This window comes from Legionella norrlandica (genome assembly GCF_000770585.1).
Classification (GTDB): Bacteria; Pseudomonadota; Gammaproteobacteria; order Legionellales; family Legionellaceae; genus Legionella; species Legionella norrlandica.
Genome location: NZ_JNCF01000020.1, coordinates 1 through 24048, shown reverse-complemented (window position 1 = coordinate 24048; position 24048 = coordinate 1). Strand labels below are relative to the sequence as shown.

Below are 24048 nucleotides of genomic sequence, written 5' to 3'. Positions count from 1 at the left end.
TCGCCCGTTTAGGAAAAATTATGCCAGCTAGTTCCTATAAATATGGCGGTAATTGGCATACTGAGTGCACTGAGCTTATATGCCTGTAATGTATTATTTTTATTCTTATTAAAATGTGAATTTATTTGCAAAAATATTAAATAAATTCAATGATATGGGTAGGTTATTTCAATTGATGAGAGAATGATGTTGGGTTTTTTTGAAAGAAACTTGAAAGAGATGGAAGACGCTTTCTCTTCTAACTCATTTTTAATGACAAAAATAATCGAAGCTGCAACTTTATCTTCGGGACAGGGGACAGTCCCAGTAGAAAAAATGGTTAGTACTATTAATCCTTCACAAATAGAAATAGTATCTGGTAGTGAAAATGTGTATAGCTTAATTGTACGTAAAATTAGAGAAGCCAAAAAGCAAATACTGATTCAGGCTTTTGTTTGGGATCCAAGTACTCAAGTTGTCAAAGAAATCAGGGATGCACTTTGTGAATTGAAAGACGAGGTAGAAGTATTTCTTCTGGTTGACCAACTTGATCGTTTCGCTCGGTTTTTTTATCAAGGTGAAATATCTTTTATGAAGCCCAAGCATGATGCAACCAGTTTAGGTTTGGATAATTTGCCTCCAAATATCAAATTGCATATAGGGACGTATGTTCATAATTCCATCGCGTCTAATCATAATAAAGCGGTATGGATTGATGGAGATGTTATTTTAACAGGAGCCAATTTCCAGCCACAAAATTATGGTCCTCATAGGTTTCATGATGCAGGTATATTTATACCGAAGGGGGCTTCAGATGCTGTTTTTTACGATTTTCAAGCTATGTGGAATAAGCGAACTAATAAATATGAGGCTCCAGATAGTTCTCCAATATACCTGGAGCAAAAACCAATAGAGACAGGTGGAAATCCTTGTTCTATGCTATACGTTACCAATACAATAAGACCTTATCCAGCAATACTCCCATTTTACAAAGCCCCTTTACCAAAAGATCCTTTGAATAATGCTTATATGGCAGCGATTAAGCATGCTAAGCATATTATTCAAATAGCTGTTCCGAATTTAAATACTCCTGAAATTATTCATGCTTTGGCTGATTTTATTAATTGCAGGAATGGACATGTTGAATTATTGATGGGAGAAAAATTTAATGATCTTCGTGAGAAATTTTACGGTGGTACTAATCAGAATACAGTAGAATATTTCAGATCTTTGATCGATGAAGGAAAGCAAGAAAATTTACAAATTCGTTGGTTTCATCGCGTTTCTAATGTATCCAAGAAGCCAGATGTCATTCATATGAAATTTATGGTCATTGATGGCCAAGTCATCATTTATGGCTCAGCGAATCTTGATTTACTCAGCTTACACAATAGCCATGAGACTAATGTTGTGATTGATAATGCAGAATTAGCTCAAAAGGCAATAAAGTTGTTGTATGAACCTATTTTTGCAAACGGAATACCCGTGTTAATACCAGAGAAAAGATCCTGCTTTCCCAGTCTGTAGGTTGTTGGGTCATCTGATCCAACATTATTGATTTCAAGAGATCGCTTGTTGGGTCAGGGTGACCAACTTGCTAGTTTTTTTGTATTGCTTGTTGCTGCACTTGTTTAATTTGGTCTTGTAATGTGCTCTGTACTTGTTTTATTTGATCTTGGGTTTGCGAATTAAGGGTTTGAATTTGTTGCTGCAATTGGCTTTGAACTTCTTTAATTTGATTTTGTAATTGTGTATTCAAGGCATCAATTTGTTCTTGTTGTTTCGTTTGCATTTGTTGTAGTTGAGTTTGAATTTGGGAATTTAATTGTTGAATTTGCTCTGAGGCGTCCCTGTTAGTTGGTGGCTGAGTCAGCATAGGTTGAAATAGACCAATTGGCCAATATTAAGGAAGAAAGGATATAAAAAAAACTTTTTTTCATTTTTCATCTCCGTTGTTAAATGATCCATCTTAGTTATTACTTGTTTTGTATAGAATACCCATTGTAACTATAGCAAAATGAGTTAGATAGTATTTATACCGATTTTAATGAAAACTCCCTACTAAAGCCTGAATTACTAAATCCCATCCGTCAATAAGTACAAAAAGTAGCAATTTAATAGGTAAGGAGATACTCATCGGAGGCATCATCATCATGCCCATGGTCATCAAAATACCTGATACAATCAGGTCGACCAATATAAAAGGTAAAAAGATCATGAAACCTATTTGAAAAGCTGTTTGCAATTCACTTAATAAAAATGCAGGTACTAACTCATATAATTTGATTTCTTCAGCAGAAGAGGGCATGGGATCTTTAGCGAGTTGCAAAATAACCTTGAGATCTTTTTCTCTAGTCTGCTTTAACATGAAATATTTTAATGGTTTTACGGCATTATTAAGTGCTGTTTCGCTATTGATTTGATGGCTTTGGTATGGCTGATAGGATTCCATATAAATTGTTTTGGCTACTGGCATCATGGTAAACAGTGTTAAAAACAATGACAAACTGATAATGACGGTATTAGGAGGGGTTTGTTGTAGTCCCAGGGCACTGCGCAACATGGATAACACAACAACAATGCGAGTAAAGGAGGAAAACATTATCAAAATACTTGGGGCAAGACTCAGTATCGTTAGCACAGCGAAAATTTGCAAGGCCGGGGATATTTGATCCTGATTGAGCGAAATGGGTCCAATAGTCGTTCCAGTGGCATGAAGTATTGTGGGCATTCCGAAAAGCAATAATACAAAGATAGTATTTTGGAGTTTCATGGGTGCATATTTCATGATGGATAATCTTTTTGTAAAAGGTGGACTGCTAATGCGGCTTGATTGTCTGCTATTAAAAATTGCTGACTTTGATATTCAATAATGTAAATTTTAGTTTTTTGGTGGACCGTTAGTTTTTCAATAATTTGGCATTTTGTCGGCGTAAATTTTGTTTTTGGGGAAAATCTCGCCAAAATAAATAAGATTATTAATAATAGTATGAATACGAACCCATAGGAAAACCACTGGGGAGTAGCAATCAGTTCTTTTTTAAATGTTATAGAATTAGCATAAACAGAATTGGTTATAGCAAATAAAAACAACACAATCATCTTATCCATTAACATGCCACCTCTTTAATAAGCAGTGCAAAATTATCATCACAACTCATAAGTTCTCCTTTGGCAATGACTTTATCTTTTACAAGCAATTCAATGAGTTCATTGGTTTTTTGCTCCATGGCTAGCAGTTGCCCTGATTTGAGTTGTTTAAGTTCAGCGATAGTTAAATTGATTGTCCCGATGCGAATACTGCATTGCACTTCAATATCGGCCACCAGGTTTAAATGATTACTATGAATTGGTTGCTCTTCTGATTGATCAATTTGCTCAGTCAGAGATATTTTTTTAACTAGAATGCTCATGAAGACCTCTTTTTAATATTAATAATTTTTTAGTAATATAGATTTATGAAGTGATGATTGACCTAACTTGCCTTGAGCTATGAGTTGTTTTTTACGGGTTATTCTTAAAGGCTGGCTGATGAGATGATCAGTTGTGACAACATCTCCACTTTGTAAATTAATTAACTGTTCTAAAGGCAATTTGATAGAATCCAGTTCCACAGTTAAAGTAACGATTTGTTCTTCGATTGTCTTATCGAAGGAAATGGTTTCGCTTGTTGTGCTTTTAATAGAGGGTAATTGTTGATTTACCCAATCAGAACTGAGAATGAGTTGTAATTGTCGATATCCAATACTGAAAGTGAGTAAGAGGCTACTTGACCCAGGATAAAACCAATTTGGCAATTCTTCTTCTGGTTCTAATATAAAGCAAGGCTCTGTCGTAAATAACTGCTTCAGCAGGTCAGCAAATATTGTTTGACTTACAGAGTCAAAGCAGGATTTATCAGTGCCAAATAATAGTTCGTTTACAAAACTTAGATAATGGTTTTCCACTATTGCCAAAGGGCGATCGTTATTCTTAATAAGAAAACCTTGGAATAAGGGAGAGAGAGTTTGAGGCTTAGACAGCTCTAAGCCAGGGGAAACTAAACAGAACTCATTACTCCAACGGGTAATAATACCTAAACAATGCTGTTTTATTACTTCTAATTCTGAGCGATTGATTAATCTGTAAGGTTTCATTTTATTTTTCCAGTTCTTCCAGTAATTGCTTGTCTATATCCATTATTTGTGAGCAGGCTTGAAACATCCTTTGCAAAACGACGATATTGGCAAACTCGGTGGTAGAGTCTACGTTGGAAGATTCCAGTTGCTTAGCCTTAATACTACCAAAGCCATCCTTGTTGGCTTTTCCTATATGAATTCCTTTATCATTTTTCGCTCTGAATAAATTATCCTGAGTTTGAACTAGGGAATGTTCCATATCATCAAAAAAAGCCAAACTGATATAAATTCCACTGATGGATTGGCCATTATCGTAATAATAGAGAATCTGGCCATTTTCATCGAAGGAGAAGCTTATTTGCTTTCCTTCCCCATATCCATCATTTTGAAGAACTTCGATTTTGGTACCTTCCGGATTTTGTTTCGAGTCCTTAAGCTGCACTGAGCTATCAGCTCCATCCATGTAGTTACCAAATCTAAGTGCAACGGCTTGTCCTCCGTTTAAGGTGAATTGAATAGAACAATTATCTGGATTAGCGGCACTATTGAGATTGGAAAATATAAGCTTCTGTTCAGGCGAAAAATCAATTTGAGCATCATCACAAGTAATATTAACCAGATCCCAACTTTTGCCATCATCGGGAATATTGGTACTGTCCCCATTCACCAGAACAGGTGTTGATTGAAACTCAAGATGTAAGGTATGTTCTTTCCCTTGGGCATCATAAACTTTGGCTATTGAAAATTTAATGTTTTCATAGTTATTTTTGAATGGTCCTGGTTGGTTTTTGTCTTCATCTGATTTTTCAATCAGAATAAATTGACCATTAAGGAATATTTCGCGCGTTGCTTTGCCTTCAGAACTTTTAGGTCCTTTTTCATGGATAGGTACTAGATTTCCTGCATTGTCATAACCCTGGACTTGTCCGCCACTATGCCTATCGATTAACACTCCATTCTGATCAAAATCAAATTCGCCATCACGAGTATAAAGTAATTCTCCTGATTTCATCCGAATAATAAAAAAGCCTTGGCCAATGATGGCTAAGTCAGAAGGGTTATTGGTTTCCAAATATTTTCCATCGCTGAAATTAGTAATGCTGCCTCCAATACAAACCCCAGAACCTAAGCCTTCTTCTCCATTGCCGTTACCCAATGAGGAATAAAAAACATCGTTGCGTTTGAACCCGGGGCTTTGCATATTGGAGACATTATTGGAAGTATTTTGCAAGCCATAACTCGCAGCCAGCATTCCTGATAAACTGGTATAATAGGTATTGCTCATTCTAGTCCCTTACTTCAATAATTTGACCTAACTCTACTTTGGATACTTCACCATTATTCATAATGATAGAGATTTTTGGAGGGGCTCCTTCATAGAATTCTACTTTTGAAACTTTTCCCTCATGTTCAGAGTTTTTAATCTTGACCATTTTCCCTAATAAACTAAGGCTTTGGTTTCCACTGGTCATGCTTAATAATTGAGTTAAATATTCGTTAGTTGTTCTGGCTTCCTGTAGCGAAGAAAATTGAGCCATTTGCGCCATGAATTCTTTATTATCTACAGGTTGTAGGGGGTCTTGATAAGCGAGTTCCTGCATGAATAATTTCAAGTAATCGGCTTGATTTAAGCCAGTGGCATTGATGGGGTCAGTCATAGGTTACTCCATTTATTATAATCTGTTTTAAAGAAAGACCTTTTTTCTTTAAATTATCTTTTATCATTTGTATCAGTTCGGATTCTTCGTGCTGTTTGAGATTATGAGTATTGAGAGTGAGCTCTACTTGAGCATCCTTAATAAAAAGATGGTGGTTTTTAAATGATTCAGCTTGGTTTATTGATAAATCAGAAGTTATGAATTTAGGTATGGCTTCGCTTTTTTCTAATTGATTTAATTGATTTTCTTGCGGAGTAGAAATGAAGGGTAAAAAGCATAAAGAAGAATTCTTTTTCAATATGAATGGAATGGAAATATTTTGTGTCGTGTTGGGTTGAAGCACTTGAGCGGCTGATATTTGATGATAGGCCGAAATATTTGGCATTGGCAAGACTGTCTTTTCTACGTTTATGACTGTTTTGGTTATGGTAAGTGGCTTTTTTCCCTCAATGTTCGTTGGCATTGATTGTTGTATTAAAGGCTCATTCATAAAATGCAGGTTAGATGGTTGTAATTGATCCTGGTGCTGCCAAAAATATTCATCACCACTACTTTGTTTAGTTGGTGTGTTTAGCCATCGTTCAAAATGATCGGAAGATGGTAACAGCCCTCCTTGGTCTACATTTTGAGGCTTGTCTGTTGACTCCAGTGATGTAGAACGATCCCCAGATCCCATAATTTCTGAAAAGGTTTGATTATTAAGAGTTTTTTGCCTATCTGGTTGCATTGGTCTATTAACCCAGAGGAATTGAGTATTGATTATCATGCTGGTTCCTTTTGTTGTATAACCCACTCATCCAGAGCATTATCCTGCACTATTTGTTGTTGTCTTTTCTGAACTTGCTGTTCTCTTTCGAAATACTTTTCTAACATGTTTAATTCCGTTTTCACCCGTAAAATTTTATCTTTCAATTTATCTTCCAGCATCTTATGATTTTTTAAGTCGAGCTCCAGTTCGTCTTTTTTTCTCTGTTTCTGGGTAATGTAATTCAAGCGATTAATTTCAAATTCAGGATTTATTGACATCGGCAAGGGGGATGGTGAGGGTGGATGAAGTTCTTTTTCTAACTCTTGCAGTTGGCAGATTACTTCAAGGGAAGCATTTTCTACAGATTGCAAGTGAAAACTGAATTCGTTGAGTTGCCTATTTAATTTTTTCATAAGCGCTAGGATCGGTTGAGTCATTGCAGAATTTCCGTAAAACTGTTAATTAGTTCATCAAAAGATAAAGATTCTTTATTTTTTATAGTCAATAACTGGTTAATAGCTGTGATGCGTCCAAGAGCATGATCCAATAATGGATTACTGCCTGCTTGGTATACCCCTAATTCAATAAGGTCTTTATTTTGTTGATAGAGGCTGAGAATTGAAACCACTTGATTCACGATATTTAATTCTATTTCTGAAAGAAGTTGTTTGGCCAAACGAGAGACGCTATGCAGGATTGAAATAGCTGGATAATGTCCTTTTTGAGCCAATTCCCTCGTTAAAATAATATGCCCATCCAGTAAAGCACGCATATGGTCTGCTAGCGGTTCGTTAAAGTCATCTCCTTCTACCAAAACAGTATATATGGCTGTAATACTTCCCTGGTTCTTAAAATTGCCTGTGCGCTCTATCAATCCTGGGAGAAGGGAAAAAACACTGGGAGTATAACCGCGAGCAGTTGGAGGTTCTCCCAAGTTTAAACTGATTTCACGTTGTGCCATGGCAAAGCGAGTTATGGAATCCATAAATAGCATGACCTGTTTTCCTTGTTGGCTGAAATATTCCGCAATAGTGGTCGCAGTGTAGGCCGCTTGGCGACGCATGAGGGCCGATTCATCACTGCAAGCAACAACTAAAACCGTTTTTTTGCGTGTGGCATCGTCTAAGTGGTTAGTAACGAAGTCATTGACTTCACGGCCACGTTCACCAATGAAAGCAATGACATTGATATCGCTATGACTTTTTTGCGCAATATTCCCTAAGAGGGTGCTTTTTCCTACACCACTTCCGGCAAATAGACCAATTCGCTGTCCTTTTCCTATAGGTAATAAACCATCTATGGCATGAATGCCTGTTGGCAAACGTTGATTTATAGGAACACGAGAAAGAGGGTTGGTTTTCCTGTTATATGTAGGAATATAGCGAGTTTGAGGGTATTTTATGGGTTGGTCAATTGGATTAGCAAAGGCATCGACAATATGGCCGAGTAAAAAAGAGCCGATAGCAATGGTCAAAGGAGATCCACTCGCTCTAACCAGATAACCCATGCGAATCGGAGAAGTATCGAATGTCATTAAATATACTTTACCTTGAGCAAAACCTATTACTTCGGCTTGAATAACTACTTGATGATTTTGATCCAGAATGTCACATAGTTCCCCTATGAATGTTTGAGGCGGGCCATTAGCTACCAACTTTAATCCCGTGTATTCGATTATTTCGCCAATACGCTCAATAGCTTGTAAATTTTTAATTATGGAAGGCATTTTGCCCTCCTAGCCTCAGATGCAATAAATACTCCTTTAGCTTATCAATTTGTTTATCCAGGCTGGCATCGAAAATCCCATGATTAGTCTTAATCAGACAACCACCTGACTTGAGAGAGTCATCGCTTTTAATGGTTATTCCATTGAGATGTGAGCTTGTTAATTGAATTATTTCATTCTGCAATAAAGCAATGTCACAAGGATGCAAATATAATTCAACTGTTTGTTTATTGTTTAATTGAGCCAGTATCGAGTTGATTTGAATTTCTAATGCCTTAGGATCAGTTGCTCGCTCTATAAAATACTGCTGGGTAATCATAAGGATTATGTCAGCAATCTCTTGGGTCATATTAAGACGATTTTCTGCTATAGCTTGTGGTATAGATAAAATTAAAGCTTCTATTTGTTGTTTTAATGCGATGATTTGTTCCCCAATCAGCGTTTTAGTTTCTTCCTGCCCGTATAAAAATCCTTGTTGGTAAGCTTCTTCACGTATTTTTTCTATTTGTGACTTTTGAAGGTTCATAAAGTCAGGCATTGGATTTGGATCAAAGGAAGCAGAAGCTTGTTTTTGTTGCCCTAGAGTAATGAATTCTGGACTGATAGAGGGTTTTTTTAATATTTTAGCCATTCCTGATCTCCAATTGGTCATGAAAATCCAATTGCGATTGCCACTGCTTGAACACGCATAATTTGGCAGCAGGTTTTAGGGAGGGTGCGACCGTATTCATTAGCCGCTTTATTTCTTCAGAATTTCCTATAGAGGTTAAAAATGGTTTTGCCCATGTAAATTGGCCTTGCTCCAGAATAATAGCAATATAAAGAGGATCCTGCCGTTTTAATTTCTCACAGAGTTTCGGCAGTTGTGCTGTTTTTGCCTCATGAGGCAATTGTGATAGAGAAATTTTGCGAAATTGTTGTGCTTTTCTCAGTAAAAAACTGCCATTTATTTTGTTAAACCGCTCTTTTTCAGAAGGAGTCAGTTGATTTAGAATCCATCTTTGATCAGAAGGAGGTAAGCTAGCGATTTTTAATAAAAGTATCTTAAGGTTATTCATATTGTGAAAGCCATTGGGATAATTCAGTTAACAATTGTTGGCGTTTTTTCTCTCGCTTTTTTTTAAGCTTGAATGCCCCTGTAATAAATAAAAAAATAAGAACTATAAAACTATAAGGCAGCCAATTTTGTTGGAACCCTGCAAACGATTCTTCGGGATTCAACGAGATAGAAGTCAGTTGAGTGGGTGGAGTAAGCTGAGGACTCTCGGAGTGAACGATTATCAATGGCTCTATACTAATGACATCTCCGCGTCGCTCATTGAACCCTGTCGTACTTTTAACAAGTCTTTGTATTTGCGTAAGAATTGTTTTATCCGTGTTATAGGGAACTAGCACGCTGATGGAGAGTCGTTCTATAGTGCCGCTGGCTCGCTTATAAAGTTCTTTTTCAGTGCCGAAGTGATAAGATTTTTCAAGTGTTACGTTTCGGTTGGTCTTATCCTTATCGGTTTTGCCCAGGATGGACTGTTTTATTTTCTTTTCGTGAGTTATAAGTCCTTGGCTTTGGGGTTTAATCAATTCTCGTTGTAACTCATCATAATTAATGGCCACGTCAACTTTCACCATAACCTGATTTTTAGTAAAAATATTAAGTAGCATTTGGGTGATTTTTTCATTGAGATAATGTTCTATGGATTTCTTGGTATCAAAATGTTTTGAGAAACTGTCATCCTCATTTGATGAGAGGGTATTGCCATTTTGATCGACAACTACCACGTTATTTATGTTCATATGCGCGATACTTGCTGTAACAAGCTGTTGAATACTCAGGACTTGCCTGGCATTTAGTGCTTTCCTTAAATGAAGCGTGACAGCTGCTTTAGGTTGGATCGCATCTCTTGCAAACAGATGGCTTTCTGGCATAACTATATGGACTCTCGCTTGTTGAATTTCCTCAAGACTAGAGATGGTGCGCTCCAACTCACCTTGTAATGCACGTTGGTAATTGATTTTTTGGGAAAAATCAGTCATACCGAAATCGTTTTTATCAAAAAGCTCAAAACCAACACTGCCGGCCAATTGTACTCCGCTGCCCATGATTTTAAGCCGGGTTTTTGCTATCAAATTTTTATCGATCAAGATATCTCTGCCACCATTGCGAATTTGATAACGAATGTTCGCTTGCTCAAGTTGGCCTAGAATTTTATTGGCATCCTGGGCATCTAATTGATTAAATAGTACCTCATAGCTCGGGGCAAGAATCCACCAGCTTAAAAAGGCAGCACTAAGCGTAAATACCATAAAGGCAAGCAAATATTGAATTTTGCTTTTTGTTGGCAATTCACTGAACCATAATTTAACCTTCGATAGGTAACTCATTTTAAATTTGCTCTCTTAATAATTCCTGATAGGCAGTCATCAAACGATTCCGGATTTGTTCCAAATATTGAAATGATAATTTGGCCTGTTCCAAGGTGATCATGGTTTGATGTAAATTCTCAGCTTTTCCTGCGGCTAACTCTGCCAATGCGTGCTCGGCTGCATTAAGTTGGCTATTAGTATTTATAATTTTTTCACTTATCCAATCAGCAAATGAAGCATTAGATTTCTGAGTTACCTCAGAAGATTTGTTGAGAGTTGTTAGGAAAGGAAGATTAGCAGCATTAATTTTCATCGTTCTTCACCTATACTTAAGGCTTGTAAATAAAGACTGTGAGCAGTATTCATAATTTTGATATTCGCTTCATAAGCTCGCGATGCCCTTAATAAAGTAGTCATTTCATCAACTGTGTTGATGCCTGGATAGTTCACGTATCCTTGTTTATCTGCTGCAGGATGTCCTGGTTGATATACTTTATTGGGAGGTAAATTTTCCGAAACGATTTCTACCGAATCTATTCCATATTGCCTGTTGTCTTCTAGATATTCCGAAAATGGTTTTGCTGTAGTGATGACACGGCTAACTTGAAATAAGCTGCCATCGGAGTTTTGTATGGAGTGCTGGTTGGCAATATTATTGGCCACGATATCCACCCGCAGTTTTTCAGCGTTCATTCCTTGCGTGGCTATTGCATAAATTTGATCGTAGCTCATTATTGATTGTTCCCTTGTAAAGCTAATTTCATAATGGATAATTTTTGATTTAGTCCTTTAATCAATGCACGATAATGTGTCATGTTTTGAATATTTAGGGCCATTTGTTCATCCATAGAAGACTGATTTTCGCTTAATTGATAAAAAGGAGTGATAGTGGACAAGTTTTCTATTTGATTGAGTTCGAGTTCATCCAGTTGTTGCTCAAAATTTACTTCCATCGTTTGATAGTTAATGCTATAAGTATTAGCAATATTATTGGCAATTGCAGTTTGCCGCATTAGACTTGCATCTAATGCTAAGCCAAGTAATGTTATTGTTGGATCGTTGCTCATTTCCTTTCCTTATTGAATAACCAATTCAGCATGTAAAGCTCCAGCTCGCTGTAAGCTTTCTAAAATCGCAATAATGTCTCTTGTTGAGGTTTGTATCGTATTCAAAGCAGCAATTAAATCACCGATTGTCGCCCCCTTTTTGAGTTTCACAGTATTGGCATTAGATTCTTTCACATTAATATTGGTTGAAGGGGTGACTGTCGTACGTACTTGTCTTCCTATATTTTGTACTAAAGTAGGTTGAGACACATTAAAATCGGTAGCTATGGCAATTTGTAAATTACCATAAGAAATGGTAACGGCATCAAGGGTTACATCACTTCCTGCAATAATTACCCCAGTTCGTTCATTGACTACTACAGTAGGCAAATTATCAGGTGTTATAGTAAGGTTCTCGAGTTGGCTGATAAAACGGATAAAGTGCTTTCTGGAGGTAATAGGCGGATGAATTTCTATGTCTTGAGCTGAGCGAGCCAGGGCAGTATTTTTGCCAAATTTTTTATTAATGGCTGCCTCAATATTATCTGCTGTAGTAAAATCTGGATGATTTAGTATGAGATGCATATCTCCAGTTTTATCCATGACGTCGTTATAGAGTGTTTTTTGAACTATTGCTCCTCCTGGTATTAATCCTGCAGTGGGATGGTTTTTTTGAATAACATTGCCATAGAGATCGTATTTAAATCCACCAATAGATATGGGGCCTTGTGCCAGAGCATAAATTCGGTTATCAGTTCCTTTGAGAGGGGTTGCTAATAACGTACCGCCTAAGAGACTTTTGGCATCTCCGAGTGAAGCGACGTTAATGTCAATTTTATCTCCTGTATGAGCATAGGAGGGAAGATTAGCGGTAATGATAACGGTGGCAGTATTTCTGCTGCTAATTTCATGAGGACTGATATTTACTCCAAATGTTTGAAGTAAATTGGATATAGCTTGGGTGGTGTCTTTATTGCGTCTAGAGTCTCCAGAGCCAGCTAATCCAATCACTAGTCCATAGCCGGTAATCGGATTTTCTTGTAGCCCGGAAAGTCTGGCTACCGATTTTAAACGGACTCCTGCTTGAATTAATGATGTGAAAGGTATAAATGCTATCAGGATAAACAGAGCCAATCTGAAAAGAAGTCTGCTAATATGTTTGTGGAGTCTCATCATACCAACCCCACAAAAGATAAAATTTTATAGAAATAATTGCGGGCCTGAGAGTCTGATACTGAACCGTTTCCTGTATAGGTGATGTGAGCGTCTGCAAGGCGGGTTGATAAAATAGTGTTTTGTGGGCTAATGTCTTCGGGTCTTATTATTCCATTCAACAATATGGTTTGCTGCTCGCCATTGATAGTAATTGTTTGAATTCCCTCTACAAGATATGTATCGTTAGGAAACACTTCTTTAATTCTTACTGTTAAGGAGGCTTTGATTTTTCCATTTCGCCCTGTTTTCGCAGCAGCGCGTCCTTTTCCTTTTAGACCAAATTCCACTTCATGATTATTTTTGTTGTAACCAACTTCCAATGCACTTTTTATTTCCTTACTTGAAGCAAGATCAGCACTGGTTTGTGCATTGGAGGTTTCGAGAACTAGGACAGTCAGCACGTCTCCCGGTAAGGATGCTTTACGGTCAGCAATTAAAGGCCTGTAAAGATCCTCGTTAAATAAACTAATCGCCCATGCTGGGTGCGTTGGATAAAATAGGATAAATAGTAATATACGCAAGTAACTCCAAAATGATATTTTTAGGTGATTGCGAATTTCTGAAAGTTCCCAGAGTGAAATCGCTAACAGAAACCCTAAAAAATTTAAGTAAGATCTGCGATCTGATTTTATAGGGCTTGGGCTCGAATTAGAGTTCAAACCGAGCCATAGCAGTGAAGGAGCAGAACTATGGAAACTACCTAAAGGCGATTGGAAGCGTCTTGAATGGATCATTGCCTTTTTTTTCATATCTTAATCTCCGCTTTATTCGGAGCAGTAATTTGGGCTATGAAGAATTTGTGACTGGCTGGATTTAGCATGCGGATCAATTGGCCTTTATATCCGTTACTTTGTGCGATCGCTTCTATACTAAGAGAAATACCTTTGTGTTGCACAGTGACTTCGACGGATTGCCCTTTTATAATTTGGGGGATTTTAATCAAGTCATCTTGGGTCAAAATTTGATTTTTATTGATTGAATTTTTTAACCATGATTTGGGCGGTAGCTCAGTTAATGGTTTACTGCGCAAGCCAGCAATATTCCTTTTTTGCAAAACAAAATGACTTTCATGCGCTGGGGTGTATGTTTTTATTTTGTATTTTGCTACGAGTACTTTTTGATAAGTTTTTATAGTAAACCAAACAGGGATGGAATGATTATCGTGATTTAGCCTAACACAAATTTGTCTTGCGGGAGGATCATTTTTAGGTAGGTCAACCCTGTAAGAAGATAAAGGGAACTCGGTATTTTTTACTTTTGTTTTGACTGTCAACTCAACTGATTCATATCGTTGTAATAATTGTTGTTTCAGGGTTGATTCCGCTTTATTAATTAAGTCATTTCCTTTAGTTAAAATGCTTTGTTGAATTAGTGCTCTGTTTTTTCCTCTCCAAAGATAAGTAAATTGACCATTTTTTCTTATTAACCATTGAATAATTTGTTTTTTACTAATTTGTTCACCTGCTTTAGGTTGGCTAGCTAAAGGTATAGCCATCCAATGTTCGTTTTCTTCAGAGATAAGAACGATATCTCCCAATAAACGAGCATGAGGGGTAATATGGGGTTGAAATCGCATTACAACTTGCGTATTTCCATGTACGGTCAATGACATTGGGATTAATAACTTAACCAGGTATTTCATTTGTAATTTTTTCCAGTTCATTGGCTATTTGTACAGTTTTGGCGTTGAGTTGGTAGATACGCTGAGCCATAGTTAATTGCATTAGGGAGCTGACCATGTCTACATTAGAACTCTCAATTTGCTTTTGCACTAATGGGCCTAGCCCGCTGTTTCCAGGATTATCAATTAAAGGTTCGCCTGAATCCTCGGTAGAAAGATACAGTCCCGTACCAAGAGGATTTAAAGCTTCTGGATTGGCGAATTTAGCTAATTGAATCGTTCCTAATAATTGTGGATCAGGATCGTCTGCTAAAGTGGCCTCGATATCACCATTGGCTTGGATGGTTAATTTGATAAAGTCTTCAGGAATCTGGATATTATCTGCTAGTCTTAAGCCATCCTGGGTTGCAAGGTAGTGATCTGAATCAATACTAAGTGTCGAATTTCTGGTGTATGCTATTGTTCCATCGAGGTTAATTACTTGAAAAAATCCAGCACCATTGATGGCTACGTCATTCCAATTATTAGTTGTTTTTAATGGTCCGGTTGAAAAATCCTTGCCAGATTTATAAACAGCAGTTCCTAAGCCTAATTTGGCATTGGTCCATTATTAAATAAAGAATTTTCGCCATTAATATTTTGGTAGAGAATATCTTCGAAGGTTAACTTGCTTGCTTTGTAATTAGGAGTATTTAAGTTAGCTAAGTCATTAGCTATTTTATCTATAAAAAACTCTTCTGATTTCAGACCGCTGGCGGCTATGGCAATAGCATCAGACATTTCCTTCTCCTAACTGGTTGATTGCCAAGTGCATTAAATTATCTGCAATTCGCACAACTCTTTGGTTTGCTTGAAAATGACGGGAGAACATAACCATATCTAACATTTCATCTATGGATTTTACGTTAGACTGTTCTAGGAATCCTTGCAGTACACGGGTATTTTCCACTGGAGTAGGAGAGTCTTCACTTTGATAAAGCCCATTACCTACATACTCGAGATTATTGGATTGTTTAAATTGAACTATCTCTAATTGATCTACTTTGCGATGATTAATATAAAGAATCCCCTGTGCATCAATTGTGAAGTTATTGTCATCAACTCTGATAGTTCCGTTTTGACCTAATAGAGTTTCACCTGTAGCAGTACAAAGTTCGCCTTGGCTGTTTATTTGAAAATCTCCTCGCCTGGTATAAAAAATTCCTTGTTGATTTTGAACTTGAAAATAACCATCACCTGCTAGTGCCAAATCCTGATGGCGATCGGTTTGGGTGAAAACACCTTGAGTTGAAATTTGTGTCCTTTGTAATTGTTGATTTAATTCATATCCATTAGGTTGCAATTGATCATTAAAACTAGTGATTTCAAGTAATTGTCTTTTAAAACCAGGAGTATGCATATTCGCAATATTTTGACTGACGGATTGTAGTTTCAATTGATCAACTTCCATGGCGAGTTGTGTTGCTGTTATGGCATCAAACATCTTACGTCCTTATCTTACTACTCCAAATGATTCCACCTGAACATTAATTGGTATCTCATTCATGGCCAACACAGTCAGATGTGGAATAACTCTTTGTGTTAATTGTCTAATAGGTCTTCTTAATAATGTTGAACAAAGTAAAACAGGTCTTTTACGTTCATTAAGCATCTTTTCTACCTGGTAGCTAGAGAAGTAATTAAGCGTTCAGTTAATCCAGGTTCGAGAGCAAAAGATTCTTTGTTATTAATCTGTTGATTAAGTTTTTGCTCAAGTGATGTTTCAAGAGTCAGTACATGTAAATTGTTTTGATTGCTCAGTAGCTTCTGACAAATAGATCTCGCTAAACCTGATCTGATTAATTCAACAAGTTGGATTGGATCCTGAATTTTTTTGGCATGTTCTAATAATAATTCTAATATTTGGTTGAGGGGGCGTATTGAAACCTTCTCCTGGAGTAATGCCTGAAGAACTCGCTGCACTTGGCCTAAACTGAGCACAGTAGGAATGAGTTCTTCACTCAATATTTTGGCTCCCGATTGTAACAGTATTTTTTCCGTTTCTTCTCGGGTCAATAATTCGGCTACATGAGATTGGATTGTTTCATTAAGATGTGTTGTCAAAACAACCAAGGGTTCGCATACCGTATAACCAGCTTGTACTGCTGTTTGCTTTTCTTGAGAATCTAGCCAGAATGCGGGTAGGCCATAACTCGGATCTCGTACTTCTATTCCTTTGAGGAAATTTTTATCGGTACTTCGCGTGGAATAAATGGCGAGTATTTTATCAAGGTATAAAGGATGGTTGCCTTCATTATTACCTTGAATGGCAATGTAATACTGAGGAAAAGTCAGTTTTTGATCGATTTTTATTTTAATATCTGGCAAAACCAATCCTAAATCATAAGCTAATTTTTCTCTTATGAGATGTATTGTTCTCAACAGTTGTTTTTCATGCAGTAATAAAGAGGCATAGAGATCTTTATTGAGATTAATTTCAATGGGATAAATTCGAATTTTTTCGTATAAATTTTCCTTGGTTTCTTCTGTTGCTTCCTGTATTTCGGAGTTGAGCGCATACCAGATTATGCTTGCAAAAATCCCTAAAATCAGTAAAACAGGAAGGGCTGGGATACCCTTTAGGAATAATAATCCAATTAGACCACAACTGACCATTATTAAACTTTTAGGGTAAGAGCTGATTTGTTTTGCTACTTCATTTCCTAAATGAGTGTCCGTTGCAGCACGAGTTACTATAATTCCAGTTGCTGTAGAAATAATTAGAGCAGGGATTTGAGTGACTAAACCGTCACCTACTGTAAGTAGGGTGTATGTTTGGATAGACTCGCCTAAACTCAGTCCTTTTTGAGTTAATCCTATGGCAAAGCCGCCAATTATATCTACCATGATAATCAAGATTCCAGCGATAGCGTCTCCTTTAACGAATTTACTGGCTCCATCCATAGCCCCATAAAAATTAGCTTCTTTTTCTATTTGTGCTCTTCTAGTTTTAGCTTCACTTTGAGAAATACTTCCCATGTTTAAGTCAGCATCTATGCTCATTTGTTTGCCTGGCATGCTGTCCAGAGTAAAACGTGCAGCAACTTCTGCAACACGCTGCGCTCCGTTAGTCACTACGATAAATTGAACTATGATCAAAATAAAAAATACGACTAAACCCATGAGATAATTTCCATGAATTACATATTGTCCCATTGCTTGAATGACTCTTCCTGCATCGCCATCAGACAGGATCAATCGAGTCGCAGAAATGTTTAAGGCCAGACGAAAAAGAGTTGTAATAAGTAGTAACGTGGGAAAGGTAGAAAAACTTAATGGTTTATCCGTGTAAAAGGTTAAGAGTAATATGGTTAAAGCCAAACTAAAATTAATAATGAGCAATAAGTCCAATAAAAAGGAGGGAATAGGAATAAACAGGATGAACAGGATTCCTGTAGCAAGAGATATTATAAGAATTTCGCTGCTGTTGCTGAAGAGTGATGTATTAGAGCTCATTTATTTTCCTTTGTTGATAAATGTCCCTAAAAATATCGGCTGCTACTGGAAACATATCTCTGCTGATCCATTGATTTAGTTCAATAGTACGAAAGAGCAGTTGGGCAAAAGCTTTGTTTTCTACAATAGGTATGTCATATTTTTTAGCTAGTTTCTTTGCTTGAATTGCCATATCATTTTCAGCCTTACAGACCACTTTTGGTGCAGGCATACTATGCCGCTCATATTTAAGCGCGATGGCAAGATGGGTAGGATTTGTAATGACCACATCCGCTGTTTTGACTTGAACTAAGGAAGCAGTTTTTTGTCTCAACTTATACTGTAATTGCTTTATTTTTTGTTTAATTTTAGGATCGCCTTCTTTTTGCTTATATTCTTCTTTGATCTCCCGTTTGGTCATGCGGTTATCTTTTTTGAAACTCCAAATTGAATAAAATTTATCTACAATGCTCAATATAACTAGTAACAAAAGCAATTGAAAAATAAGCTTTAAAAGAAAACTCATCATAAGCCGAGGGTACAGGTAGGGCTGAATTAAGATAAATTGAGTAAGGTGAGTCAGCTGGGTTTTAAAAACAACCCCAAAAAAGATAAACATAAGGATTAATTTAAAACTGTTTTTGATAGCTTCGAAACAAGTTTTAATTGAAAAAATTTTTTTGAATCCCTGAACAACGTTAAAACGCTTAAAATTGGGAACTAAAGGAACAGTAGACCATACAATGCCGAATTGTATCCAATTAACCAATATAATAGCTAACACACCTCCTATTGCTAAAGGCAACCATAAAATAATGATTTGCTGCAAGACAGTGGTGTGTAATTTGCTAATATTATCCAGGGTAAATTGAAAATAAGGTGCATAGTAAAGTATCTTTTGGGACACCCTTTTGATTTCTATAAATTCTTTGGACCATAAAGCAGAAATAATTCCTAGCATAATTAATAGTGAAGTCGTGGTCGATAATTCAATACTTTTGCTCACTTGACCTCGTTCTTTAGCTTTTTGCAATTTGTAAGGCGTTGGTTTCTCGGACTTTTCACTCATGATATGATTTCCTGCCAAGTTCCAAAACAACGCGTAAAAATTTTATCAGCCAAAGGATTAAGATAATGAAGTGTCATTATTAATAAGAACAAACCGAGTAAAATTTTAATAGGTAAAATTAAGAAATAAGTGTTTACTTGCGGCATAGTACGAGCAATTAGTGCACAGCATAAATCAATGGCTAGCAAACTCAAAATGATAGGGCTGGCAATCATTAAGGTCAGAGAAAACATAAAGGCAAATTGTTTCAACAGAGTAGTAGTAACTCCTCCAAACAGAGCCATTGTCCCAGGCGGAATGATAACAAAAGAATAAGTTAAGCCTTTGAATAACCATAGATGCCCATCCAGTCCAAAAAAGAACAATACAGCTAACATGGATAAGAAGTGACTGGTTATAGATTCTTGTGTTTGCTCCCCAGGGTTAAAAATGGCTAGCGAATTCAACCCTGTTTCATTATCAATGAGTTGACCTGCTATCTGAAATACAGAAAATGCGGCATAAAGGGCCGTTACTAGAATTAACCCATTGAAAAATTCAGCAATCCCTCCCAAAAGAACGTGAGTATTATCTTCGTGGTTGTTAGGGGGTAGGTAGTAAATGATTAGGGTGCTAAATGCAAAGATTAATGCCAGGCGTATAGAGGCCGGTAATTTACTCATTGTTAGGACAGGGATGAATAACAGAACTGTACCCAGCCGGATACTTATAAAAAAGAGGCAGGTAAGCCAAGATGATAGTAAGGTCATGATCTTATTGTCTCTGGAATATTTAAAAACAAGCTTTGACTAAATTCGATAAGAGAATGCAGCATCCATTCTCCGCAGAACATGAGCATTAGTACGACGGCTAATATTTTAGGTACGAAACTTAAGGTAGAGTCTTGAATTTGAGTAACTATTTGCAATATTGCAACAAGCAAGCCACTGACTATAGCAGCTATAATGATAGGGGAAGCAATAAGCAACGCATTCCAAAGTAATTGCTTGCTTAAATAAATCGCCAAATCGTTAGACATAATCCGTTTTCCATTAATTTCTAACTTGCAGTCATCCAACTTGAATTAGTAAATTAAATCAAGTTTACTTTTTTTCCATAGACAGCCTTTTTAAAGCACGATGTTGATTTAATCAAATTTCAGATTTATAAACAAGCCTATTTTTAAAAAATTTTTAGAAGTATGTTGAATTCATAGTTTGTCTGTTTGAGATTTTCATAAGGACATTACTTTGGCTTTTAAAAGCTGATTATTCCAATGTATCATATTTATTTAGTTTCATTAGTCTCTTAAAAAATTCATATGGCAATGAATGGACTCATCTCTTGAGCCTATTCTGCAATACTCCAATAATTCAGTAAAAGCAGTACAGTAATGATGGTGGCTAAAATTGTAAAAAGTCTTATGAATAGGTATTTTTGTGCTGCTTTTACTCCACCCTGTGCTATCGAACTTTATGTGCTAAGCTGTTAATGCAATTTGACTTTGTGTATTCATGGTATTGTTTTCTGCCAATGGATCGCACTTGGAAGCCTTATTTTCTTCTTGGGCTAGAATGCCTAATTTACTCAGTATATTGGCATTGCTATACATAGGTTTGCGATGGAGTTTGATTTGTTCCAAACGTTCTAATACTTGCTCTTGGCGCTCTAATAATTCTTGGTAGCGTTGGTTACTAAAGTTTAACTCTTCTTTCGCTAGACTCAATGCTCGTTCTGCATCACAAATTCGATCTGCTACTTTTTTAAAGCTTTCCTCCTTATTAGTAAGAAAATTATTTAATTTATTTTGAAATGATTCTCTCTGATTTTGATCTTGAATGGTTGTTTTCGATAGACTTTCTACGGCTTTTTTTAACTCTCTGGAAATAGATTCCGTTTTTTCAATTTCTATTCCAAGTTCTTTTTTTACGTTCGCTAATTCAATAATTTTTTCGGATAATTCCAGTTCATTTTTTGCAATAGCTTCCCTAGTTTTTTGTAGCTCTTTTTGATTTATCTGTAATAATTCCGCTTGTATTTTTACTTTCTCATCCAGTGTTTCAGCCGTTTTTTCTAATTTTTCTTTTGTTTTCTGCAATGACTGTTGGGTTTGTTGCAATTGTTCTGCCTGGATAGTTAATTGTTCAATTTGATCGCCAAGTTCAATAATATTAAGATTTAATCTTTCATTTTCCTGATGAAAATACTCAATTTCAGCAGCGATTTGTTTACGAAGGGGTTCAAAGGATTCAATCACTGAACCCAAAGAATCCGCCAATGTTATCATATTTTCCTTTAGGCGTTCAGTGACATGCTCTTCTTTTTTGACATGGTTCTCAAGAATTAGTGCACAGCCCACATAAAGAGCCAGGCTCAAAATACTTACAACAATAAGAGAAATCACCTGAATGGCAATTCCTAATACTAGTGTGGGAACAACAATTGCTAGTCCGGCAATAATTTTTAACCACAGTGGCATTTCTTCCCAGTAAACCGCAGCACGACTAAATAGACTGCGATTTTTTGCTATCGCATCAATAATTGCTCCAATGTGTTTTTTAATTTGAGCAAAATTTTCTTGGGTAGTTTCCAGTTCTTTCAGGTTTTTTATTAATTTCTCTGAGTTGTTTGTAGAAGGAGAGAAGTCAGGGCTGGTATTCTCTTCATGGATGCCAATTGCTAGATTTGCTGGAGTGTCTGTCATGATTTATATCCCTTTATTTCCATTTTAACTACCTTTTAGCCTGGAAGGCACTAATGATTCTTTCCAGGTAATCCTTCTTGTTCCTTTTTATCAGGTTAAACGCTGAATTCTTCTCAGTAAGAGCCAAGAAAACTCTGAGAAATCAAAAATAAAAGAATTCCTCAAAAGTGAAACAGTCATGATTCTATCGAATAATTTTAAGCCAGTCATTGTTTTTTAGGGCGTTGCGATATTTCCTGTTAAATCAAGACTTGTTATCTTCTGCTTTATGGGAATGATCCAGTAAACGATTCGTCATTGCAATAGCTAAGGCTGAAACAATTAAAGTCAAATGAATAATAACTTGCCACATGATGGAATAATTACTTAATTTTGCAGGATCAATGAAAGTTCTTAACAAATGGATGGAGGATATACCTATCAGAGACAGTGCCAATTTGATTTTCATTGCCCCGGCATCAAAGTGATCAAGCCACTCAGGTTGATCAGGGTGGGAATCTAATTGCAGATGGGATACAAAAGTTTCATAACCACCCATGACAACCATGATTAAAAGATTAGCGATCATGACGACATCAATAAGGTCTAATACACCCAACATAATATGAGTATCGTCCATGCCTTTTATATGGAACATGAGCTCAAACAGCTCCATTATAAAACGATATACGTAGCCGGCTAGTATTATTATTAGCCCGAAGTATAAGGGAAGTTGAAGCCATCTTCCCATAAAAATAATGTTACTAATACCACGCTTAATTCGATTCATTCGCTCTTCGTCACTAAAATGGAGAGATAGAAGGCAATAATAAGCTTTCTTGCAAATTTTGTTAATACTTTTTTATTCATATTAGGCATAATATAAGCAAGAAGGTCAGTTCCTATTTCAATATCTGATTCGATATGAAATTATAAGCTATCGCCCTAAGCGTTAATGATAAGACTATTTTGAATAGTATGAATAAATAACAAGCATGGAAAGTTGGATTTTACCACAGACATTCAAAATTGTATCTTTAATTTGAAAAGACTTTTATTAAAATAGAAAAATCACTTGACAGTACTCAAACAGCTAATTAAACTGCACACCTTATTTTGGGGTTATAGCTCAGCTGGGAGAGCGCTTGCATGGCATGCAAGAGGTCGGCGGTTCGATCCCGCCTAGCTCCACCATCAACATCATTGTATGTTGATGGTTAAAAAAAGTATAGGTCCCCATCGTCTAGAGGCCTAGGACATCGCCCTTTCACGGCGGTAACGGGGGTTCGAATCCCCCTGGGGACGCCATTGTTTGGCGTTTAATGCTCTGTTGTATGCAGGGAGAAGTAATTGTAGGAAATATTATCTAGGTCCCCATCGTCTAGAGGCCTAGGACATCGCCCTTTCACGGCGGTAACGGGGGTTCGAATCCCCCTGGGGACGCCATCAGCTTATTGGCTATTAATCAATAGTACTAATTTACAACAACAGTTAACAGCAGTTAACCCTTACTTACGAGGGCCAACTGATGGAAGAAGTGTAGTAAGAGAATTCTCTAATTGTTTAGTATATTCCTCGCCTTGACTATTGGTAAAGAACATAGGTGATGATTTTCCCATATAGCTGCTATAGGCTGCCAAAGCAATAATTCCAGGTATAATACCACTGCAAATAACTCCAATGACTATGAGGCATTTTTTTGCATAATGTTTCCACGCTGAATCGCGATGCTCACCCAATTTTTTATCGTTTTGACGAAGTGCCTGAGTAAAATTCTGAACACGCATACTAGGTAATGGCATGGTTTCTTTATTGTTTAAAATAGTGCTCATAGACTTTGTAATATCATATTTAGTAACTATTTTTTCATATTTTTCCAGATCTTTTTTTGAGCCAGCCAATGGAGGCAAGGTGTCGTAACTCTGATCAGTAACGGCTGGATTAATTTTTCTTGCTTTTTCAATTAAATGATGCAGATAATTATTAGTTAACGGTATTAATTGTGTTTCAATTAGATTAGCGCAACTAATTTCTTTTTGAGAAAGCAATTGCTGTATTAATTCCATCTGTTCTTTATTTTCAACAGGTTGCGATGGTTGTTCCTCATGTTTTTTAACAGCTTCCAGTTCAATAATTTTACGAGCCTGTTCTTCATTTTTCAGTTTTAATTCTACAATCTGATTATCTTGCTCCAGTATTTTCTTAGACAAATCATCAATAGTTTTCTTTTGCTCTTGTATTTTTTCTTTTAAATTAATAATCTCTAGTTCTAATTGTTCTTTTTTCTTTGTTAATTGTTGTATTTCCCTTACATTATCTTGATTTATCTGGTGCAATTCAGTATTTACTAATTTTAATTCCTTTTCTTTTT

General features: G+C 36.5%; 30 protein-coding genes, 3 tRNA genes and 1 pseudogene. 4 read left to right on the top strand and 30 right to left on the bottom strand.

Going from position 1 to position 24048, the window contains the following annotated elements; all coding sequences use genetic code 11:
- Positions 1-183: 183 nt before the first annotated feature.
- Positions 184-1506: a phospholipase D-like domain-containing protein gene (locus OK13_RS06845; protein ID WP_277619278.1), complete on the top strand. Its 1323-nt coding sequence runs from the start codon at positions 184-186 to the stop codon at positions 1504-1506.
- Between the two features lie 70 nt (positions 1507-1576).
- On the opposite strand, the gene OK13_RS06840 is transcribed toward OK13_RS06845, so the two are convergent.
- From OK13_RS06840 to OK13_RS06710, 29 genes are all read right to left on the bottom strand, one after another.
- Positions 1577-1855, bottom strand: a complete 279-nt coding sequence (locus OK13_RS06840; protein WP_035889187.1) for a hypothetical protein — start codon at positions 1853-1855, stop codon at positions 1577-1579.
- A gap of 168 nt (positions 1856-2023) precedes the next feature.
- Entirely contained in the window at positions 2024-2767 is a 744-nt protein-coding gene (gene fliP / locus OK13_RS06835) for a flagellar type III secretion system pore protein FliP (RefSeq protein ID WP_241480462.1), read from the bottom strand.
- Entirely contained in the window at positions 2764-3090 is a 327-nt protein-coding gene (locus OK13_RS06830) for a hypothetical protein (RefSeq protein ID WP_152571614.1), read from the bottom strand. Before OK13_RS06830 ends, fliP begins: the two co-directional genes overlap by 4 nt.
- Positions 3090-3392 (bottom strand): FliM/FliN family flagellar motor switch protein, encoded by a 303-nt coding sequence (locus tag OK13_RS06825; protein WP_035889184.1) that lies wholly within the window; start codon positions 3390-3392, stop codon positions 3090-3092. Before OK13_RS06825 ends, OK13_RS06830 begins: the two co-directional genes overlap by 1 nt.
- An 18-nt stretch (positions 3393-3410) precedes the next feature.
- Positions 3411-4115 (bottom strand): FliM/FliN family flagellar motor C-terminal domain-containing protein, encoded by a 705-nt coding sequence (locus OK13_RS06820; protein ID WP_035889180.1) that lies wholly within the window; start codon positions 4113-4115, stop codon positions 3411-3413.
- A gap of 1 nt (position 4116) precedes the next feature.
- Positions 4117-5382, bottom strand: coding sequence for a flagellar hook-basal body complex protein (locus OK13_RS06815; RefSeq protein WP_035889178.1), 1266 nt, complete (start codon positions 5380-5382; stop codon positions 4117-4119).
- A 1-nt stretch (position 5383) separates the two neighbouring features.
- A complete protein-coding gene (locus tag OK13_RS06810) occupies positions 5384-5755 on the bottom strand; it encodes a flagellar hook assembly protein FlgD (RefSeq protein ID WP_052117603.1) in 372 nt (123 codons plus the stop codon).
- Positions 5748-6521, bottom strand: coding sequence for a hypothetical protein (locus tag OK13_RS06805; protein WP_035889176.1), 774 nt, complete (start codon positions 6519-6521; stop codon positions 5748-5750). The genes OK13_RS06810 and OK13_RS06805 overlap by 8 nt, the downstream gene beginning before the upstream one ends.
- Positions 6518-6940, bottom strand: a complete 423-nt coding sequence (locus OK13_RS06800) for a hypothetical protein (RefSeq protein ID WP_035889175.1) — start codon at positions 6938-6940, stop codon at positions 6518-6520. The genes OK13_RS06805 and OK13_RS06800 overlap by 4 nt, the downstream gene beginning before the upstream one ends.
- On the bottom strand, positions 6937-8229 hold the full coding sequence (locus OK13_RS06795) for a FliI/YscN family ATPase (RefSeq protein WP_035889173.1): 1293 nt from the start codon (positions 8227-8229) through the stop codon (positions 6937-6939). The genes OK13_RS06800 and OK13_RS06795 overlap by 4 nt, the downstream gene beginning before the upstream one ends.
- A complete protein-coding gene (locus OK13_RS06790) occupies positions 8213-8860 on the bottom strand; it encodes a FliH/SctL family protein (RefSeq protein WP_035889171.1) in 648 nt (215 codons plus the stop codon). Before OK13_RS06790 ends, OK13_RS06795 begins: the two co-directional genes overlap by 17 nt.
- The gene (locus OK13_RS06785; protein WP_035889167.1) at positions 8853-9287 is read right to left on the bottom strand and encodes a hypothetical protein; all 435 of its coding nucleotides are present in this window, start codon (positions 9285-9287) and stop codon (positions 8853-8855) included. Before OK13_RS06785 ends, OK13_RS06790 begins: the two co-directional genes overlap by 8 nt.
- Positions 9280-10608, bottom strand: coding sequence for a flagellar basal-body MS-ring/collar protein FliF (fliF, locus tag OK13_RS13920; protein WP_052117602.1), 1329 nt, complete (start codon positions 10606-10608; stop codon positions 9280-9282). Before fliF ends, OK13_RS06785 begins: the two co-directional genes overlap by 8 nt.
- Before the next feature lies 1 nt (position 10609).
- Entirely contained in the window at positions 10610-10903 is a 294-nt protein-coding gene (gene fliE / locus OK13_RS06775; RefSeq protein WP_035889160.1) for a flagellar hook-basal body complex protein FliE, read from the bottom strand.
- Positions 10900-11322, bottom strand: coding sequence for a flagellar basal body rod protein FlgC (gene flgC, locus OK13_RS06770; protein ID WP_035889158.1), 423 nt, complete (start codon positions 11320-11322; stop codon positions 10900-10902). The genes fliE and flgC overlap by 4 nt, the downstream gene beginning before the upstream one ends.
- Positions 11322-11657, bottom strand: coding sequence for a flagellar basal body rod protein FlgB (locus OK13_RS06765; RefSeq protein WP_035889156.1), 336 nt, complete (start codon positions 11655-11657; stop codon positions 11322-11324). The genes flgC and OK13_RS06765 overlap by 1 nt, the downstream gene beginning before the upstream one ends.
- 9 nt (positions 11658-11666) lie before the next feature.
- Complete coding sequence (locus OK13_RS06760) at positions 11667-12812, bottom strand: flagellar basal body P-ring protein FlgI (RefSeq protein WP_241480461.1); 1146 nt, start codon at positions 12810-12812, stop codon at positions 11667-11669.
- Positions 12809-13372, bottom strand: coding sequence for a flagellar basal body L-ring protein FlgH (locus OK13_RS06755; protein ID WP_160264738.1), 564 nt, complete (start codon positions 13370-13372; stop codon positions 12809-12811). The genes OK13_RS06760 and OK13_RS06755 overlap by 4 nt, the downstream gene beginning before the upstream one ends.
- A 224-nt stretch (positions 13373-13596) precedes the next feature.
- On the bottom strand, positions 13597-14493 hold the full coding sequence (gene flgA / locus OK13_RS06750; RefSeq protein ID WP_035889154.1) for a flagellar basal body P-ring formation chaperone FlgA: 897 nt from the start codon (positions 14491-14493) through the stop codon (positions 13597-13599).
- Positions 14477-14977: a flagellar hook-basal body protein gene (locus tag OK13_RS15250; RefSeq protein WP_081964886.1), complete on the bottom strand. Its 501-nt coding sequence runs from the start codon at positions 14975-14977 to the stop codon at positions 14477-14479. The genes flgA and OK13_RS15250 overlap by 17 nt, the downstream gene beginning before the upstream one ends.
- Before the next feature lie 83 nt (positions 14978-15060).
- Positions 15061-15252: a flagellar hook-basal body protein gene (locus OK13_RS06745; RefSeq protein WP_035889153.1), complete on the bottom strand. Its 192-nt coding sequence runs from the start codon at positions 15250-15252 to the stop codon at positions 15061-15063.
- Positions 15245-15955, bottom strand: coding sequence for a flagellar hook-basal body protein (locus OK13_RS06740; protein ID WP_035889150.1), 711 nt, complete (start codon positions 15953-15955; stop codon positions 15245-15247). Before OK13_RS06740 ends, OK13_RS06745 begins: the two co-directional genes overlap by 8 nt.
- A gap of 9 nt (positions 15956-15964) precedes the next feature.
- Positions 15965-16123 (bottom strand): hypothetical protein, encoded by a 159-nt coding sequence (locus OK13_RS15830; RefSeq protein ID WP_206538894.1) that lies wholly within the window; start codon positions 16121-16123, stop codon positions 15965-15967.
- Positions 16124-16128: 5 nt separating this feature from the next.
- Positions 16129-17967, bottom strand: a complete 1839-nt coding sequence (locus OK13_RS06735; protein ID WP_206538893.1) for a flagellar biosynthesis protein FlhA — start codon at positions 17965-17967, stop codon at positions 16129-16131.
- Positions 17957-19015 carry an EscU/YscU/HrcU family type III secretion system export apparatus switch protein gene (locus tag OK13_RS06730; RefSeq protein WP_035889149.1) on the bottom strand — a complete coding sequence of 353 codons (1059 nt, stop codon included), beginning with the start codon at positions 19013-19015 and terminating at the stop codon, positions 17957-17959. Before OK13_RS06730 ends, OK13_RS06735 begins: the two co-directional genes overlap by 11 nt.
- Positions 19012-19764, bottom strand: a complete 753-nt coding sequence (locus OK13_RS06725; RefSeq protein ID WP_081964885.1) for a flagellar biosynthetic protein FliR — start codon at positions 19762-19764, stop codon at positions 19012-19014. Before OK13_RS06725 ends, OK13_RS06730 begins: the two co-directional genes overlap by 4 nt.
- Positions 19761-20033, bottom strand: a complete 273-nt coding sequence (fliQ, locus tag OK13_RS06720) for a flagellar biosynthesis protein FliQ (protein ID WP_035889144.1) — start codon at positions 20031-20033, stop codon at positions 19761-19763. Before fliQ ends, OK13_RS06725 begins: the two co-directional genes overlap by 4 nt.
- Before the next feature lie 441 nt (positions 20034-20474).
- Positions 20475-21698 carry a LegC2/C7 family Dot/Icm T4SS effector gene (locus tag OK13_RS06715; RefSeq protein ID WP_035889142.1) on the bottom strand — a complete coding sequence of 408 codons (1224 nt, stop codon included), beginning with the start codon at positions 21696-21698 and terminating at the stop codon, positions 20475-20477.
- 244 nt (positions 21699-21942) lie between these two features.
- Entirely contained in the window at positions 21943-22467 is a 525-nt protein-coding gene (locus tag OK13_RS06710; RefSeq protein ID WP_035889140.1) for a TIGR00645 family protein, read from the bottom strand.
- Positions 22468-22795: 328 nt separating this feature from the next.
- On the opposite strand from OK13_RS06710, the gene OK13_RS06705 reads away from it, so the two are divergent.
- From OK13_RS06705 to OK13_RS06695, 3 genes are all read left to right on the top strand, one after another.
- Positions 22796-22871, top strand: a tRNA-Ala gene (locus OK13_RS06705).
- Between the two features lie 38 nt (positions 22872-22909).
- Positions 22910-22985, top strand: a tRNA-Glu gene (locus OK13_RS06700).
- A 62-nt stretch (positions 22986-23047) separates the two neighbouring features.
- Positions 23048-23123, top strand: a tRNA-Glu gene (locus tag OK13_RS06695).
- A gap of 62 nt (positions 23124-23185) precedes the next feature.
- On the opposite strand, the pseudogene OK13_RS14550 reads toward OK13_RS06695, so the two are convergent.
- A pseudogene (locus OK13_RS14550) lies at positions 23186-24048 on the bottom strand (hypothetical protein); the annotation flags it as partial.